This is a genomic window from Rhodococcus sp. LMD, from assembly GCF_056108245.1.
In genome coordinates this window covers 674398-689133 of the sequence record NZ_CM148557.1, presented here as the reverse complement: position 1 = coordinate 689133, position 14736 = coordinate 674398, and the positions used below count along the sequence as shown (strand labels likewise).

At 71.7% G+C, this 14736-nt stretch carries 12 protein-coding genes; 5 read left to right on the top strand and 7 right to left on the bottom strand.

Features of this window, described 5'->3' with window-relative positions:
* Positions 1-19: 19 nt before the first annotated feature.
* The 6 genes from ACWPQI_RS03170 to ACWPQI_RS03145 form a co-directional block, all read right to left on the bottom strand.
* Positions 20-1192 (bottom strand): lipid-transfer protein, encoded by a 1173-nt coding sequence (locus ACWPQI_RS03170; protein ID WP_203011400.1) that lies wholly within the window; start codon positions 1190-1192, stop codon positions 20-22.
* On the bottom strand, positions 1189-1590 hold the full coding sequence (locus tag ACWPQI_RS03165; RefSeq protein ID WP_010594545.1) for a MaoC family dehydratase: 402 nt from the start codon (positions 1588-1590) through the stop codon (positions 1189-1191). Before ACWPQI_RS03165 ends, ACWPQI_RS03170 begins: the two co-directional genes overlap by 4 nt.
* Positions 1587-2624 (bottom strand): bifunctional MaoC family dehydratase N-terminal/OB-fold nucleic acid binding domain-containing protein, encoded by a 1038-nt coding sequence (locus tag ACWPQI_RS03160; protein ID WP_010594546.1) that lies wholly within the window; start codon positions 2622-2624, stop codon positions 1587-1589. The genes ACWPQI_RS03165 and ACWPQI_RS03160 overlap by 4 nt, the downstream gene beginning before the upstream one ends.
* 14 nt (positions 2625-2638) lie before the next feature.
* Complete coding sequence (locus ACWPQI_RS03155; RefSeq protein ID WP_474738639.1) at positions 2639-3790, bottom strand: acyl-CoA dehydrogenase family protein; 1152 nt, start codon at positions 3788-3790, stop codon at positions 2639-2641.
* Positions 3775-4833, bottom strand: coding sequence for an acyl-CoA dehydrogenase family protein (locus ACWPQI_RS03150; RefSeq protein WP_017680938.1), 1059 nt, complete (start codon positions 4831-4833; stop codon positions 3775-3777). The genes ACWPQI_RS03155 and ACWPQI_RS03150 overlap by 16 nt, the downstream gene beginning before the upstream one ends.
* A 65-nt stretch (positions 4834-4898) precedes the next feature.
* Entirely contained in the window at positions 4899-7043 is a 2145-nt protein-coding gene (locus ACWPQI_RS03145) for an acyl-CoA dehydrogenase (protein WP_474738638.1), read from the bottom strand.
* 92 nt (positions 7044-7135) lie between these two features.
* Between ACWPQI_RS03145 and kstR the strand changes: the two genes are divergently transcribed.
* Positions 7136-7798 carry a cholesterol catabolism transcriptional regulator KstR gene (kstR, locus tag ACWPQI_RS03140; RefSeq protein WP_140188262.1) on the top strand — a complete coding sequence of 221 codons (663 nt, stop codon included), beginning with the start codon at positions 7136-7138 and terminating at the stop codon, positions 7796-7798.
* A 94-nt stretch (positions 7799-7892) separates the two neighbouring features.
* Positions 7893-10487 carry a trehalose-phosphatase gene (otsB, locus tag ACWPQI_RS03135; RefSeq protein ID WP_010594550.1) on the top strand — a complete coding sequence of 865 codons (2595 nt, stop codon included), beginning with the start codon at positions 7893-7895 and terminating at the stop codon, positions 10485-10487.
* Here the strand turns inward: otsB and ACWPQI_RS03130 are convergent.
* A complete protein-coding gene (locus tag ACWPQI_RS03130) occupies positions 10475-11584 on the bottom strand; it encodes a LacI family DNA-binding transcriptional regulator (protein WP_010594551.1) in 1110 nt (369 codons plus the stop codon). The two genes, otsB and ACWPQI_RS03130, sit on opposite strands and share 13 nt — an antisense overlap.
* 155 nt (positions 11585-11739) lie before the next feature.
* Between ACWPQI_RS03130 and ACWPQI_RS03125 the strand changes: the two genes are divergently transcribed.
* The 3 genes from ACWPQI_RS03125 to ACWPQI_RS03115 all read left to right on the top strand — a co-directional run bounded on the left by ACWPQI_RS03125 (position 11740) and on the right by ACWPQI_RS03115 (position 14690).
* A complete protein-coding gene (locus tag ACWPQI_RS03125) occupies positions 11740-12831 on the top strand; it encodes a metal ABC transporter solute-binding protein, Zn/Mn family (RefSeq protein ID WP_474738637.1) in 1092 nt (363 codons plus the stop codon).
* Positions 12832-12966: 135 nt separating this feature from the next.
* Positions 12967-13779: a metal ABC transporter ATP-binding protein gene (locus tag ACWPQI_RS03120; RefSeq protein WP_238424159.1), complete on the top strand. Its 813-nt coding sequence runs from the start codon at positions 12967-12969 to the stop codon at positions 13777-13779.
* Complete coding sequence (locus ACWPQI_RS03115) at positions 13776-14690, top strand: metal ABC transporter permease (protein ID WP_010594554.1); 915 nt, start codon at positions 13776-13778, stop codon at positions 14688-14690. The genes ACWPQI_RS03120 and ACWPQI_RS03115 overlap by 4 nt, the downstream gene beginning before the upstream one ends.
* Positions 14691-14736 lie beyond the last annotated feature (46 nt).

Here is a 14736-nt window from a genome sequence, read left to right as displayed (position 1 = left end):
CGGGCCGGCGTCGCCGCCCTCAGCCCCGCGTCAGCACCAGTCCCGACGTCGGCACCCCGGTGCCTGCGGTGACCAGCACGTTCTCCACGTCGGGAACCTGATTGACGGAGGTGCCGCGAACCTGACGCACCCCCTCGGCGATGCCGTTCATCCCGTGGATGTAGGCCTCACCGAGCTGGCCGCCGTGGGTGTTGAGCGGCAGCCGCCCGCCGAGCTCGATCGCGCCGTCGGCGACGAAGTCCTTCGCCTCACCGGGTGCGCAGAAGCCGAGTTCCTCGAGCTGCATGAGCACGTACGGGGTGAAGTGGTCGTAGAGCACGGCCGTCTGCACGTCCTGCGGGCCGAGACCGGACTGCTCCCACAGCTGGCGGCCGACGATGCCCATCTCGGGCAGCCCCGTCAGCCCGTCCCGGTAGTAGCTGGCCATGATGTACTGGTCCGGTCCGCTGCCCTGCGCGGCGGCCGCCACCACGGCGGGCGGCTGCGGCAGGTCCCGGGCCCGGTCGGTGGTGGTGACGACGAGCGCGACACCCCCGTCGGATTCCTGGCAGCAGTCGAGCAGGTGCAGCGGTTCCGCGATCCACCGCGAATTCTGGTGGTCGTCGAGGGTGATCGGCTTGCCGTGGAAGAAGGCGTGCGGATTCGTCGCGGCGTGCCTGCGCGCGGCGACGGCGACCTTCCCGAAGTCCGCGCTGGTGGCGCCGGTGACGTGCATGTAGCGTCGGGCGGCCATCGCCACGAACGACGCCGGGGTACCCAGACCGTGCGGATAGGAGAAGGCGTAGTCGGTGCCCGAGGAATTGACCTGTGTGGACAGCGCGGTGTTGACCTGGCCGTACCGCGCACCGGAGCGTTCGTTGAATGCCCGGTACACCACCACGACCTCCGCGACCCCCGTGGCGACGGCCATTGCCGCCTGCTGCACGGTGGCACAGGCCGCGCCGCCGCCGTAGTGGACCCGCGAGAAGAACTTCAGGCTCGGGATACCCACCGCACGGGCGACGGCGATCTCGGTGTTGGTGTCCATCGTGAAGGAGGTCAGGCCGTCGACGTCCGCAGGGCGCAGTCCGGCGTCGGCCAGCGCCGCCCGCACCGCCTCCGCGGCCAGGCGCAGTTCACTGCGGCCGGAGTCCTTGGAGAAGTCGGTGGCGCCGATGCCGACGACGGCGGCGCGACGGGACAATTCGCTCATGCGGTGCCTCCGATCACGAGGACGGCCTTCGCGGTGATGTGATCGCCCAGACCGTTCCTCCCGACGACGTCGACGGTGATGCGACCGTCGTCCTCGACGGCGGCGACGGTTCCGGTCAGCGTGAGCGAGTCGTACGCGTACCAGGGCACCCCCAGCCGCAACGAGATCGACTTCAGCACCGCGCGCGGGCCCGCCCAGTCGGTGATGTACCGCTGCACCAGTCCGGTGTCGGTGAGGATGTTGACGAAGATGTCCTTCGAGCCGCGCTCCTGTGCCTTGTCGCGGTCGTGGTGCACATCCTGGAAGTCCCTGGTGGCCAGCGCAGTCGAGACGACGAATGTCGGGTCGGCCCGGATCGTCAACGGCGGCAGGGCTTGTCCGGCCGTTGCCACGTTCATGCGCGCTCCTCGCTCGGCTGCCAGGCGTACAGGGTCCAGGGGTCACCGCCGGTGTCGTCGTCGCCCGGGAAATCGAGAAAGATTGCCTCGACGGGCATCCCGACGCGCACGTCGCCGGGGTCCACCCCGCGCAGCTCCCCGAGCATCCGGACGCCCTCGGCGAGTTCGACGAGGGCGACGACGAACGGCACCGTCCGGCCCGGCACCTTCGGCGCGTGGTGCACCACGTAGCTGAAGACGGTGCCCCGGCCGGACGCGACGACGTAGTCCGTCGTCTCGTCCTTGTCGAGCCACAGGGCCGGCACCGGGGGATGCTGCAGCGTGCCGTCGGGGCGCCGCTGGATCCGCAGTTCGTGCGCGGCGACACCGTCCCAGAAGAACCGGGTGTCCTGCGACGCGGACGGCCGCAGCATGCGGGTGGGGTCGAGATCCTCCGGAACCGTGAGGGCCGAATGTGACATCGGTTCGATCGAATCGACGGGATGTGACATTCGGTCGGTAGCGCGGGAAGGTGGCGCGAACTTCAGGATGCGGAAGAGCATCTCGGCGACCACCTCGTCGCCGACCTTCCACACGCTGCGGGTGGTGAAGAACCAGCCCTCGCCGAGGCCGGTCTTCTTCGGTCCGGCGAGGTCCTCGAGGGTGGACTCGATGGTCACCTCCTCGCCGTGGCGCAGATAGCGGTGGTAGAGCTGATCGCAGTTCGTGGCGACGACCGACGTGTAGCCCGCCTCGTCGAGGATCTCCGTCATCCGGCGGAGCGGATCGTCCTCCTCGCGCTTGGCGCCGAGGCCTCGCATGGTCCACACCTGTGCCATCGCCGGCGGCGCGACGGGGCCGGCGTGGCCGGCCGCGATCGCGGCGGCGTCGTCGGTGTAGATCGGGTTCTCGTCGCCGATCGCCTCGAGCCAGTTGCGGATCAGCGGCAGGTTCACCGGGTCACGGCCCGCCCGCGGCTTGGACGGCCCGTCGGCGCGGACGCGCTCGGCGGCCGCGCGGATCTCGTCGTGGGGACCCGGCACGCCGGTGCTCATCGACACGTCCTCCTTCACCGCGGAACCCTGGGCATGGCCAGGCCCGCCGTCGCGATCAGCTCGCGCATCACCTCGTTGACACCGCCGCCGAAGGTGATCACCAGGTTCCGCTTGACCTGCATGTCGAGCCAGCGCAGCAGGTCCGCGGTCGCCGGGTCGCCCGGGTCCCCGAACCGGCCGACAATCTCCTCCGCGAGCCGGCCCGCGCGCTGGATGTGTTCGGTGGCGAACACCTTGGTGGCCGACGCGTCCGCGATGTCCACGGCCTCGGATTCGCTGGCGGCGACCTGCCAGTTGAGCAGTTCGTTGAGCCGGAACGTCGCATGGATCTCGCCGAGCGCGCGCCGCACGTCGGGCTCGCCGAGCAGGCCCCGGGAACGGGCCCAGGCGGACAACCGATCGTAGAGCCCGCCCACGCGACCGGCGGGGCCGAGCATGACGCGTTCGTGGTTGAGCTGGGTGGTGATCAGCCGCCAGCCCTTGTCCTCCTCGCCGACGAGCATCTCGACCGGGACGCGCACGTCGCTGTAGTAGGTGGCGTTGACGTGATGCGCGCCGTCGCAGGTGATGATGGGCGTCCAGCCGAAGCCGGGATCCTTGGTGTCCACGATGAGGATCGAGATGCCGCGATGCCGCGAGTCGGCGCTGCCGGTGCGTACCGCGAGCCAGATGTAGTCGGCGTCGTGGCCGCCGGTGGTGAAGATCTTCTGCCCGTTCACCACATAGTGGTCGCCGTCGCGCACGGCGGTGGTGCGCAGCGCCGCGAGGTCGGTTCCGGCGTCGGGCTCGGAATAGCCGATCGCGAAGTGCACCTCCCCCGCAAGGATGGCGGGCAGGAACTTCCGCTTCTGTTCCTCGGTCCCGTAGACCTGCAGGGTCGGCCCGACGGTCTGCAGGGTGACGCTGGGCAGCGGCACGTCGGCGCGCACGGCCTCGTTGACGAAGATCTGCTGCTCGACCTCACCGAAGCCGCGGCCGCCGAATTCGACGGGCCAGCCGACCCCGAGCCAGCCGTCCTTGCCCATCCGGCGCACGACCTCCCGATAGGTGGGTCCGTGGCGCTCGGTGCGCATGATCGCGGCTTCCTCGGGCGAGATCAGATCTGCGAAGTACCGTCGCAGTTCCGCCTGCAGCGCGCGCTGCTCGTCGGTCAGGTCGATGAACACCGGGCCCCCACGAGGTCTAGTCGGTACGAGGCGCCGCCGAGCAGGCGCGCCAGGTCCTTTGCGGTCGAGGAATAGCGGTGCAGCGGGTAGGTCTCGTCCACGCCGAGACCGCCGTGCAAGTGGTGCAGCACGCCCATCGCGGGCGGCAGCTCCGCGGCGATCCAGTACGCGGCGACGTCGAGGTCGTCGTCCGCGGCGGTGCTGCGGGCGTCCTGCGCGACGCGCCAGGCCGCGGCGAGTGCCGCGACGTGCAGGGTGCGGGAGGTGACGTAGACGTCGGCGATCTGCTGGGCCACCGCCTGGAACGTGGCGAGCGGCCTGCCGAACTGATGGCGGGTGCTCACGTGCTGTGCGGTGAGTTGCGTTGCCCCCGAGAGCAGTCCGTCCGCGTAGGCACCGACCGCGGCGAGCGCCAGACGGTACAGGGCGGCGACGTCGGCGGCCGGCTCGGCGCCGTCGCCGAGGCGCAGGCCCGGCGCGGAGTCGAGCCGCACGGAGAACTCGGGAGCACGGGCCGACGACGGGCTCTCGATGAGGGTGACGCCCGGCGCCGTGGGCTCGACGGCGATCACACCGGCGGCGGTGGGCACCAGGATCCGTCGCGCCGTCGCCGCGTAGGGGACGCCGACGAAGTGCCCGGTGACGGCGTGGCGTTCCCCGTCGGGTACCGCCGTGGCGGTAGGCGACGCCGGGAAGGCCCGGCCGGCCTCGGCGAGAGCGGCGGTGAGGACGGCGCCGTCACCGACGTCCGCGAGCAGCTCGTCCTGCTGCGCCGCGGTGGCGAGGGTCCGGACGGGCAGCACGCCGAAGCCCAGGGTGGCCAGGGCCGGCACGGGTGCGGCGCCGCGTCCGATCTCGGTGAGCAGAGCGGCGACCTCGGCGACACCGAGATCGTCACCGCCGAGCCGCGCGGGCAGGGCGAGAGAGAGCAGGTCGGCGTCGGCGAGGGCACGCCACAGTTCGTCCGGGCCCAGGCCGCGGGCCAGCAGGCCCACCGCGACCTCGGCCACGGCCTCCTGCGTGTCGTCACGAGCGAAGTCCACGGATCCACCTTCGATTAGAACGTGTTCTAGTTGTATCACCTCGGCGCGGCACGTGGAAGTACCGCTCAGCCGCGCGGCAGACCCAGCAGGCGCTCCGCTGCGAGGGTGAGCAGGATCTGCTCGGTGCCGCCGGCGATCGTCAGGCAACGCGTGTTGAGGAACTCGCGCGTCAGCGGCCCCTCGACCCAGCCGGCCTCGCCGGCGAGATCCATCGCGAGCTCCGCGGTGTCCTGACGCTGCCGCACGCCGATCAGCTTGCGCACGCTCGATGCCGGACCGGGATCCTGACCGTCGAGCTGCGCCAGGGTGGTCCGCAGCTCGAGCAGCGAGCCGGCCGTGGCCTCGGCGACGAGCCCGCCGATCCGGTCCTCGGCCACCGGGTCGCCGGGCGCCACCAGGTCCAGCAGTTGCTCGACCGCCTTCCCGAGCGAGGACCCGCCGCTCATCGCGACCCGTTCGTTGGCGAGCGTGGTGCGGGCGAGCCGCCACCCGCCGCCGAGCGGACCGACGACGCACTCGTCGGGGACGAACACGCCGTCGAGGAACACCTCGTTGAAGAGCGCGTCGCCGGTGATCTCCCGGAGCGGCGAGACGGTGATGCCCGCGGACTTCATGTCGACGAGGAAGTAGGTGATGCCCTTGTGCTTCGGGGCGTCACGATCGGTGCGGGCCAGGCAGATCGCCCAGTCCGCCTCCTGCGCGAGCGACGTCCACACCTTCTGCCCCTGCAGGCGCCAGCCGCCGTCGACCCGTTCCGCGGTGGTGCGCAGCGACGACAGATCGGATCCTGCGCCCGGTTCGGAGAACAGCTGGCACCAGACGATCTCCCCGCGCAGTGTCGGTGCGGCGAAACGTTCGATCTGCCCGGCGGTGCCGTGCTCGAGGATGGTCGGCACGGCCCACCACCCGATGACCAGATCGGGCCGCTCCACCCCGGCGGACGCGAGTTCCTCCTCGATGAGGATCTGCTGCGCGGCGTGTGCGCCCCGTCCGTACGGCGGCGGCCAGTGCGGGGCCAGGAACCCGGCCTCGGCGAGCGCGGCCCGCTGCTGCGGTCCGGGCCGGTCGAGGTGCTGTGCGATCTCGGCGCGGATACGCGCGCGTTCGTCGTCGAATGCGCTCAGATCGACGGTGAGGTGCCGACGCGCGCCGGAGCGGGCGAGGCCGGCGACCCGGGCCCGCCAGGCCGCGGAGCCGCCGAGCAGCTGGCGGGTGGCGACGGCGCGGCGCAGGTACAGGTGCGCGTCGTGCTCCCACGTGAAGCCGATGCCGCCGAGCACCTGGATGACATCCTTGGCGTTCTGCACGGCGGCGTCGAGAGCCACGGCAGCGGCGACGGCCGCGGCCAGTGGCAGTTCGTGCGGCGCCGCATCGGCCGCCACGGCGGCGTCCCAGGCCGTCGCCCGGATCTTCTCGGTGCGGCACAGCATCTCGGCACACAGGTGTTTGACCGCCTGGAAGGAGCCGATGGGCCTACCGAACTGTTCGCGGATCTTGGCGTACTCCACGGCCGTGGTCAGTGCCCAGCCGGCGACACCGGCCAGTTCGACCGCGGCGAGGGTGGCGGCGAGGTCGCGGACCAGACCTGCCGGAACGGAGACGACGCGGTCGGTCGGGACTGCGACGCGGGTGAGCCGCACTCGCGTGAGGGCCCGGGACTTGTCGAGGGTGTCGAGCGGTTCGAGGCTCAGCCCGGGGGTGTCCGCCTCGAGCAGCGCCCAGCATTCGGCTCCGTCGCCGGCGCCGATACGGGCGAGGACCGCGACCCCGGGCTCGCCGCCGATCGCCGTTCCCGCATCGCCGTCGAGGTCGTACCCGCCCTCCCGCGCGGTCGCGGTGAGTGCGCCGTCCAGCGCGACCGCGGTGGGCAGGGCGCCCTCGGCGAGCAGCTCCGCCCACTTGGCGCCGTCCGAACCGGCGGCACGCCCGAAGACGAGGGCGGCCAGCGCGGTGGGCAGCACCGGCCCGGTCGCGAGGTGGTACGCAGCCTGTTCGAGCATCGTCGCCAGGTCGACGACGGTGGCGTCGGCGCCGCCCGCGGCCTCGGGCACGGCGACGGCGAAGATCCCGAGTTCGGCGAGGGACGCCCACCCCGGCTGCCACATTCCGGCCGGGTGGTCACGTAGGTTCTGGATCGGCGGCGTGGCGCGCGCCCAGGCCTGCACAGAGGCCTGGGCGGCCACCTGTTCGTCGGTGGTGGCGATGCTCACAGCGGGTTTCCGCCTTTCGGGAATGACACAATGCCTAGAACGTGTTCTAATATGACAGCCGGTTCAGAGTCAAGGCAGAGGAAGACATCTCGATGACGACATCGTCCCGCTCGCGTTCCACCGGCAGCGGAACTCTCACCGCCCTCACCGAGGACGACCTCAGTTCCAACGCCCAGAAGGAACGCCGCAAGCGGATACTCGACGCCACCCTGGCGCTCGCGTCCAAGGGCGGGTACGAGGCCGTGCAGATGCGCTCCGTCGCCGAGAAGGCCGACGTGGCAGTCGGCACCCTGTACCGGTACTTCCCGTCGAAGGTGCATCTGCTCGTCTCCGCCCTCGGTCGCGAGTTCGCACGCATCGAAGGCAAGGGCAAGATCCCGCCCGGTCACACCCCGCTCGAGCGGATGCAGCTGATCCTGAACCTGATCACCAAGGCCATGCAGCGCGACCCGCTGCTCACCGAAGCCATGACCCGGGCGTTCATGTTCGCCGACGCCTCCGCCGCCGCCGAGGTCGATCAGGTCGGCCTGCTCATGGACCGGCTGTTCGCCCGCGCGATGAACGAGGGCGAGCCCACCGAAGAGGAGCTCGCGATCGCCCGGGTGATCAGCGACGTGTGGTTGTCGAACCTCGTGGCGTGGCTGACGCGGCGTTCGTCCGCGACGGACGTCGCGCGGCGGCTGGAGCTGACCGTCGAGCTGCTGCTCGGCGACGGCTCGCACCGGCCGGCCTCGATTCCGGTCCAGGAAGGCTGACCTGCGCCGCGAGTCGCGCAACTGTAACGGGAAACACGTCCCGAACCGGACATGGGAGACGACGCCGGCGGCCCGATCACCTACCTTTGAGTGAGTGAGCGCCCAAGACCTCCCGATCGACCTGCGCCGCGCCCTCGTCGCGCTGGCGCGGACCCCGCGACTCCTCGTGGCCTCCGACTACGACGGAACCGTCGCGCCGATCGTCTCGGATCCGGACAAGGCGTTCCCGAACGCCGAGTCGGTCCGCGCTCTGCGCGCGCTCGCCGGTCTGCCGTCCACGGCCGCCGCCGTGATCTCCGGCCGGGCCCTGAAGGATCTCGCCGCCCTGTCCCGCCTGCCCGCCGAGGTGCAGCTCGTCGGTAGCCACGGCTCCGAGTTCGACATCGGCTTCGTGCACGCCATCGACAGCGATGCCCGGCAGCTGCTGCGCGACATCGTCGCCGAGCTCGAAGTGATCGCCGCCCGCTACGAGGGTGTGCACGTCGAGTCGAAGCCGGCGAGTGCTGCGCTGCACGTGCGCAACGCCGACCCGGGGGATGCCGAGCAGGCACTGTCGCTGGTCCGCGGCGATCTCGCCCGGCACCCGGGGGTGCAGGTCACCGAGGGCAAGGCCGTGATCGAGCTGGCGGTCGTGCCCACCGACAAGGGCCACGCGCTGGACATCATCCGCCATCAGGAGTCGGCGAGCGCCGCGGTCTTCTTCGGCGACGACGTGACGGACGAGAAGGCCTTCGCGTCCCTCCACGGCCCGGACGTGGGGGTCAAGGTCGGCGACGGCGAGACCGCCGCGCAATACCGGATCGGCACGGTCGAGGATGTCGCGGCCGCGCTGGCGTTCCTGCTCGAGCAGCGCCGCACATGGCTCTCGGGGGCGGCGGCCTGCCCGATCGAGCGGCTGACGATGCTCGCGAGCCCGCGTGCGAAGGCCCTGCTGACCCCGGACGGCACGGTGACGTGGCTGTGCCATCCCGAGCCGGACTCCGCCGCCGTGTTCGCGCACCTGCTCGGCGGCGAACCCGCCGGGCACTTCACCATCGGGCCGAGCCGTGAGGCCCTGCCCCTGAGCCAGCGCTACATCGACGGCACCATGACCGTGGTGACCCGCTGGGCGAGCCTCGCGGTGATCGACTACCTTCCGCACGACGTCGAGCCGGGCCGCACCGACCTGACCCGCGTCATCACCGGCAAGGCCCGGGCGGTGGTGACGTTCGCCCCGCGCCCCGAGTTCGGCCAGGGCCAGGTCGGGCTCGAGCCCGTGGCGGACGGCCTGCGGGTACTGGGCTTCAACGAGCCGTACGTGCTGCGCTCCCCCGGCGTCGAGTGGAACATCACCACCGACGGCGCCCATCAGACCGCGCACGCCGTCGTCGACCCGTCGGACGGCGACATCATCCTCGAATTCCGTTGCGGCACAGACGACATCGGTCCACACCCCGTCGCGGAGGTGCAGCGGCGCGCATCCGCGGAGGAGTACTGGTGGAAGTGGGCGGCGGGCCTGGACCTGCCGCCGCTCAAGCGGGACCTGATGAAGCGGTCGGCACTGACCCTGCGCGGCCTCGTGCACGCGCCGACGGGCTCCATCATGGCGGCCGCGACCACGTCGCTGCCCGAGGAGATCGGCGGCGTCCGCAACTGGGACTACCGCTACTGCTGGCTGCGCGATGCCGCGCTGACCGCGCATGCCCTGGTGAGCGTGGGGTCGCTCGCCGAGGCGGACGCCTACCTGGACTGGGTGCACCGTGTGCTCGACACCGTTCCGGGCCCCGAGCGCCTGCACCCGCTGTACACGCTGGCGGGTGGTGCCCTGCCGCCCGAGGCAGTCATCGACACGCTGCCCGGCTACGCGGGCTCCCGGCCCGTGCGGGTCGGCAACGCCGCGAGCCAGCAGGTCCAGCTCGACGTGTTCGGTCCGATCGTGGACCTGATCTCGGCGCTGGCACACCGCCGGGAGGAACGCGGCGTCCCGCACGACCGGGCCCTCACCGACCGGGACTGGGAACTGGTGTGCGCCATGGTCACCGCCGTGGAGTGCCGCTGGTTCGAGCCCGACCACGGCATCTGGGAGATCCGCGACAACCCGCGCCACCACGTCTACTCGAAGGTCATGGGCTGGCTGACCGTGGACCGCGCGCTGACACTGGCCGAGAATTTCGGGCGCACCGCCGGCGACGGCTGGGCCGGCCTGCGCGCGGAGATCGCGGAGGAGGTGCTGGAGAAGGGCTGGAACGAGGACGTCTGCTCCTACACCGCGGCCTACGACGGCACCGACCTCGACGCGGCGACGCTGTTCATCGGCCTGTCCGGGCTCATCGACCCCGAGGACCCGCGATTCCACGCGACGGTCGTCGCCACGGAGGCGGAACTGCGCAGCGGGTCGACGGTGTACCGCTACCTGCACGACGACGGCCTTCCCGGCACCGAGGGCGGCTTCCACCTGTGCGCGGCGTGGCTGGTGGAGGCATACCTCCTCGTGGGTGCCCGTCCGCAGGCGGAGGCGCTGTTCGCGCAGCTCGTCGACGCGGCAGGCCCCACGGGCCTGCTCAGCGAGGAGTACGACCCCGTGGCCGAGCGGTCACTCGGCAACCACCCCCAGGCGTACAGCCACCTCGGGCTGCTGCGGTGCGCGCAGCTGCTGGCGGCACCGGCGGAGGCGGACCGGACGCTGTCGGCCGTCGATCACTCGGCGTAGATCGACGTCTCGTCGTGCACGCCGGTGGTCTGGCCGATGAGCAGTTCCGTCGGGAGCGTCTCCACCGTCGCGACCCCGGAGTGTGACGGTGCGGCCATGAGCAGGGCGCCGGTGCGCCTGCCCTTCTCCTCCTGAGGCTGGCGCACGGTGGTCACGCCCTCGCGCAGGGCTTCGCCGATCCCGTCGAAGCCGGTGATCGACAACTGTCCGGGCACCTCGAGACCGGCGCTGCGCGCCCACGCCAGCGCGCCGAGCGCGAGAACGTCGGTGGTGCACATCAGGGCGGTGATCGTCGGGTCCGCCGCCAGCGCCTGCGCGGCACCGGAGGCGCCGTCCTCCGCGGTGTGCGCATAGCGTTCGACGACGGTGAGGCTCGCGGGGTCGAGCCCGGCCGCCCGCAGGGCTTCCTGCACGCCGATGATCCGCTCGTGCTGGACGTGGAAGCGGTCGGACTCGAAGCGGGCGGGATCGACGACGCCGTCGCGGCGGTCACGGCCGAGACGCATGCACAGCACCCCGATCCGGTGGTGGCCGAGACCGATGAGGTGCTCGGCGAGCCCACGCATCGCGCCGCGGTCGTCGATGCCGACCAGCGGCGCGCTCGCGATGCCGCGGGGTTGGTCGCACACCACCAGGGGCAGGTTCCGCTCGAGGACGGCCGCGAGATACGGGTCGTCGGACGGCACCGAGTAGACGACGAAGCCGTCGACCGCGGCGCCGTGCACGACCTGGGCCGCCTCCTCCTCGTCGCGGCCCGGCCCGGCGGGGATGAGCAGCAGTCCCTCGCCGGCAGCCTCGCAGGACTCGGACAGGCCGGACAGGAAACTCATCGCGGCCGGATCCCGGAACGAGTAGCTCAGCGCTTCGGTGAGCAGCACGCCCACCGCCCCGGCCCGGCGGGTACGCAGCGAACGGGCCATCGGGTCCGGGCCGGCGTAGCCCCGGCGCTTGGCGACCTCGAGGATCTGCTCGCGAAGCTCGGCGGACAGCTGGTCCGGCCGGTTGTAGGCGTTGGAGACGGTGGTGCGGGAGATCTTCAGCTCGGCAGCGATCGACGCCAGGGTGGCCTGGGGACGCGGCTGACGAGACCTGGGCATGAACGGACGGTATCGGGTCGGCGCCGCGGCGACGAATCGGGCCGGATGGGCGCGGACCCGGACATCCGCTAAAGTGGAACGGTAACGGTTTCCAATAAGGTGGAACCGCGCCCCTCCCGGCCGTCCGGCCGAACGTGATCACAGGAGATGGAACAGTGCGACTGCCCCGCCGAATGCGCGCCGCCACCGCGACCGTGGGCTTGACCTGCGCCGCCGCGCTCACCCTCGCCGCGTGCGGCAGCGACTCGGGCGGCAGCGACTCGGGCGGCAGCGACTCCGGCGAGATCCGCATCGTCGCCTCCACCAACGTGTGGGGCTCGGTCGCGCAGGCCGTCGCCGGGGACCGCGCCCAGGTGCAGTCGCTGATCACCGAGCCGTCCGCCGACCCGCACTCGTACGAGGCCAGCCCCGCCGACGCGGCCGCGATCAGCGACGCGTCCCTCGTCGTCTACAACGGCGGCGGCTACGACCAGTTCGTCGACGACATCCTCGACTCGACCGGAGCCGGCGCCGCCACGGTCGACGCCATGGCCCTGTTCGAGTCCGGCACCGGCAGCGACCTCGACGACGGTCACGACCACTCGGCGGGCAGCCACTCGGCGGGCAGCGCACCGGAAGACGGGACCCACGAGGGCGAGACCCATGCGACCGAGGAACGCGAGGCCGAGTCCCATGCCGCCGAGGAAGGCGACGCCCACGCCGGTCACGACCACAGCGGCATCAACGAGCACGTCTGGTACGACCTGGCCGCCGCCGACGCCGTCGCCCATGCCGTCGCCGACCGCCTCGCCGAGCTCGATCCGGCCGGGGCCGACACCTACCGCGCCAACGCCGACGCGTTCCACTCGCAGCTGCACGAGGTCACCGACGTGACCGCCGCGATCGCCGCCGCACACGCGAACACCCCCGTCGCGCAGACCGAATCCATCGGCTACTACCTCGTCACGTCCGCGAAGCTCGAGGACCGCACCCCCGCCGACTTCACGAACGCGATCGAGAACGGCACCGACCCGTCGCCCGCCGCGATCGCCGCGACCCGCCAGCTGCTCCTCGACAAGCAGGTCGACGTCCTGGTCCACAACCCCCAGACCGAGGACAAGGTCAGCCGCGACATGCGGGCGACCGCGGAGTCCGCGGGCATCCCCGTCGTCGAAGTCACGGAGACCCTGCCCGAGGGTGTGGACTACATTCAGTGGCAGAAGCAGACGGCCGAGGCGCTCGCCGCCGCCCTCGACGCCGCCCGCTGACCCTTCGAGCAGGGCAAGGACATCACTTCCGTGACCACACCGGCCGACGTCACCCCGGGCGGCACCGCCGCGGCACCGGGCGCGCCTGCGACGACCCCCGGACACAGCGCCGCCGTCGAACTCCGCGGCGCGTGCATGGCCTTCGGCGACCGCGTCCTGTGGCGGGATCTCGACCTCACCGTCGAGCCCGGCGAGTTCGTCGCAGTGCTCGGCCCCAACGGCGCGGGCAAGTCCACGCTGCTGAAGGTCCTGCTCGGTCAGCTCCCCCTCAGCGGCGGCACCGCCACGATCGCCGGCGTGCCCGCGCGCACGGGCAACTCGCACGTCGGCTACGTGCCGCAACAGAAGTCGCTCGACGAAGGTGTGCCGCTGCGCGGACGCGACCTCGTCGGACTCGGCGTCGACGGCCACCGTTGGGGCACCGGCCTGCGCTACTGGAAGACCCGCCGGGGCGCCGTCGACGCCGCGATCCGGCAGGTCGGCGCCGAGGCCTACGCGAACGCCCCGATCGGCTCCCTCTCCGGTGGCGAACAGCAGCGGCTGCGCATCGCGCAGGCACTCGTCGGCGACCCCCGGGTCATGCTCTGCGACGAACCGCTGCTCAGCCTGGACCTGGCCAACCAGCACCTCGTGTCGTCCCTCATCGACCGTCGCCGCCGCGAACACGGCACCGCCGTACTGTTCGTCACCCACGAGATCAACCCGATTCTGCCGCTGGTCGACCGCGTGCTGTATCTCGTCGACGGGCAGTTCCGCATCGGCACCCCGGCCGAGATCATGACCTCCGAGGTGCTCTCCGCGCTGTACCGGACCGACGTCGAAGTCCTCGAGATCCGCGGCCGTCTCGTCGTCGTCGGCACCGGCGACGCCATCGACGCGCTCGGCAGCGCCGGCGGACTGCGCCCCGGGGAGGGCGTCCACCACGACCATCACGAGGATCAGCATTGAGCAGCAAGTTCACCGACGCGATGGGCCGGATGTTCGACGTGCAGGCCACCGTCGACCTGCTCCAGTACGACTTCGTGCAGCAGGCGCTGCTCGCCGGCGCGATCCTCGGCCTGCTCGCCGGCGTGATCGGCCCCCTGGTGATCAGCCGGCAGATGGCGTTCTCCGTGCACGGCACCTCCGAACTCTCCCTCACCGGTGCCGCCGCGGCCCTGATCGTCGGCGTCTCCGTCGGGCTCGGTGCCGTGGCGGGTGCTGTGGTGGCGGCCGTCCTCTTCGGCGTCCTCGGCACCCGAGCCCGCGAACGCGACTCTGTCATCGGTGTCGTCATGGCGTTCGGGCTCGGGCTGGCCGTGCTGCTGCTGTGGGCCTACGACGGCCGCACCGGCGCCGCGTTCTCCCTCCTCACCGGCCAGATCGTCGCGCCGGGCGGCACCGGCATCGCGTTGCTCGCCGCGTGCGCCGTCGGCGTCATCGGCACCATGCTGGTCATCTACCGGCCGCTGCTGTTCGCCAGCACCGACCCCGAGGTCGCCGCGGCACGTGGAGTGCCGGTGCGGGCGCTGTCCATCGTCTTCGCCGTCCTGGTCGGAATCACCGCCGCCCTGGGCGTGCAGATCGTCGGGGCGCTGCTGGTGATGGCGCTGCTCATCACCCCGGCCGCCGCAGCCGCCCGCGTGGCGAGCGGCCCGCTGGCCGCGACGGTGCTGTCCGTGCTCTTCGCGGAGGTCTCCGCGGTCGGTGGCATCCTGCTCGCCCTCGCCCCCGGGGTTCCGGTCTCGGCGTTCATCACCGCCATCGCATTCGTCATCTACCTGGCGTGCCGCGGGATCGGCGCGGCCCGCACCCGACGCGGCATCGGACGCGGGGAGGTCGCGCCGGCCCCGGAGACGGCCGGCGCCGTCACCGCCTGAGTCCCGCGGTCCCGTCCGTCCCGTCCGCGGTGACTAACCTGCTGGC

Bases quoted from the DNA above. Each gene is read 5' to 3' on its own strand.
- ACWPQI_RS03170 (WP_203011400.1), bottom strand. From the start codon at position 1,192: ATGAGCGAATTGTCCCGTCGCGCCGCCGTCGTCGGCATCGGCGCCACC.
- ACWPQI_RS03165 (WP_010594545.1), bottom strand. From the start codon at position 1,590: ATGAACGTGGCAACGGCCGGACAAGCCCTGCCGCCGTTGACGATCCGG.
- ACWPQI_RS03160 (WP_010594546.1), bottom strand. From the start codon at position 2,624: ATGAGCACCGGCGTGCCGGGTCCCCACGACGAGATCCGCGCGGCCGCC.
- kstR (WP_140188262.1), top strand. From the start codon at position 7,136: ATGACGACATCGTCCCGCTCGCGTTCCACCGGCAGCGGAACTCTCACC.
- ACWPQI_RS03130 (WP_010594551.1), bottom strand. From the start codon at position 11,584: ATGCCCAGGTCTCGTCAGCCGCGTCCCCAGGCCACCCTGGCGTCGATC.
- ACWPQI_RS03120 (WP_238424159.1), top strand. From the start codon at position 12,967: ATGGCCTTCGGCGACCGCGTCCTGTGGCGGGATCTCGACCTCACCGTC.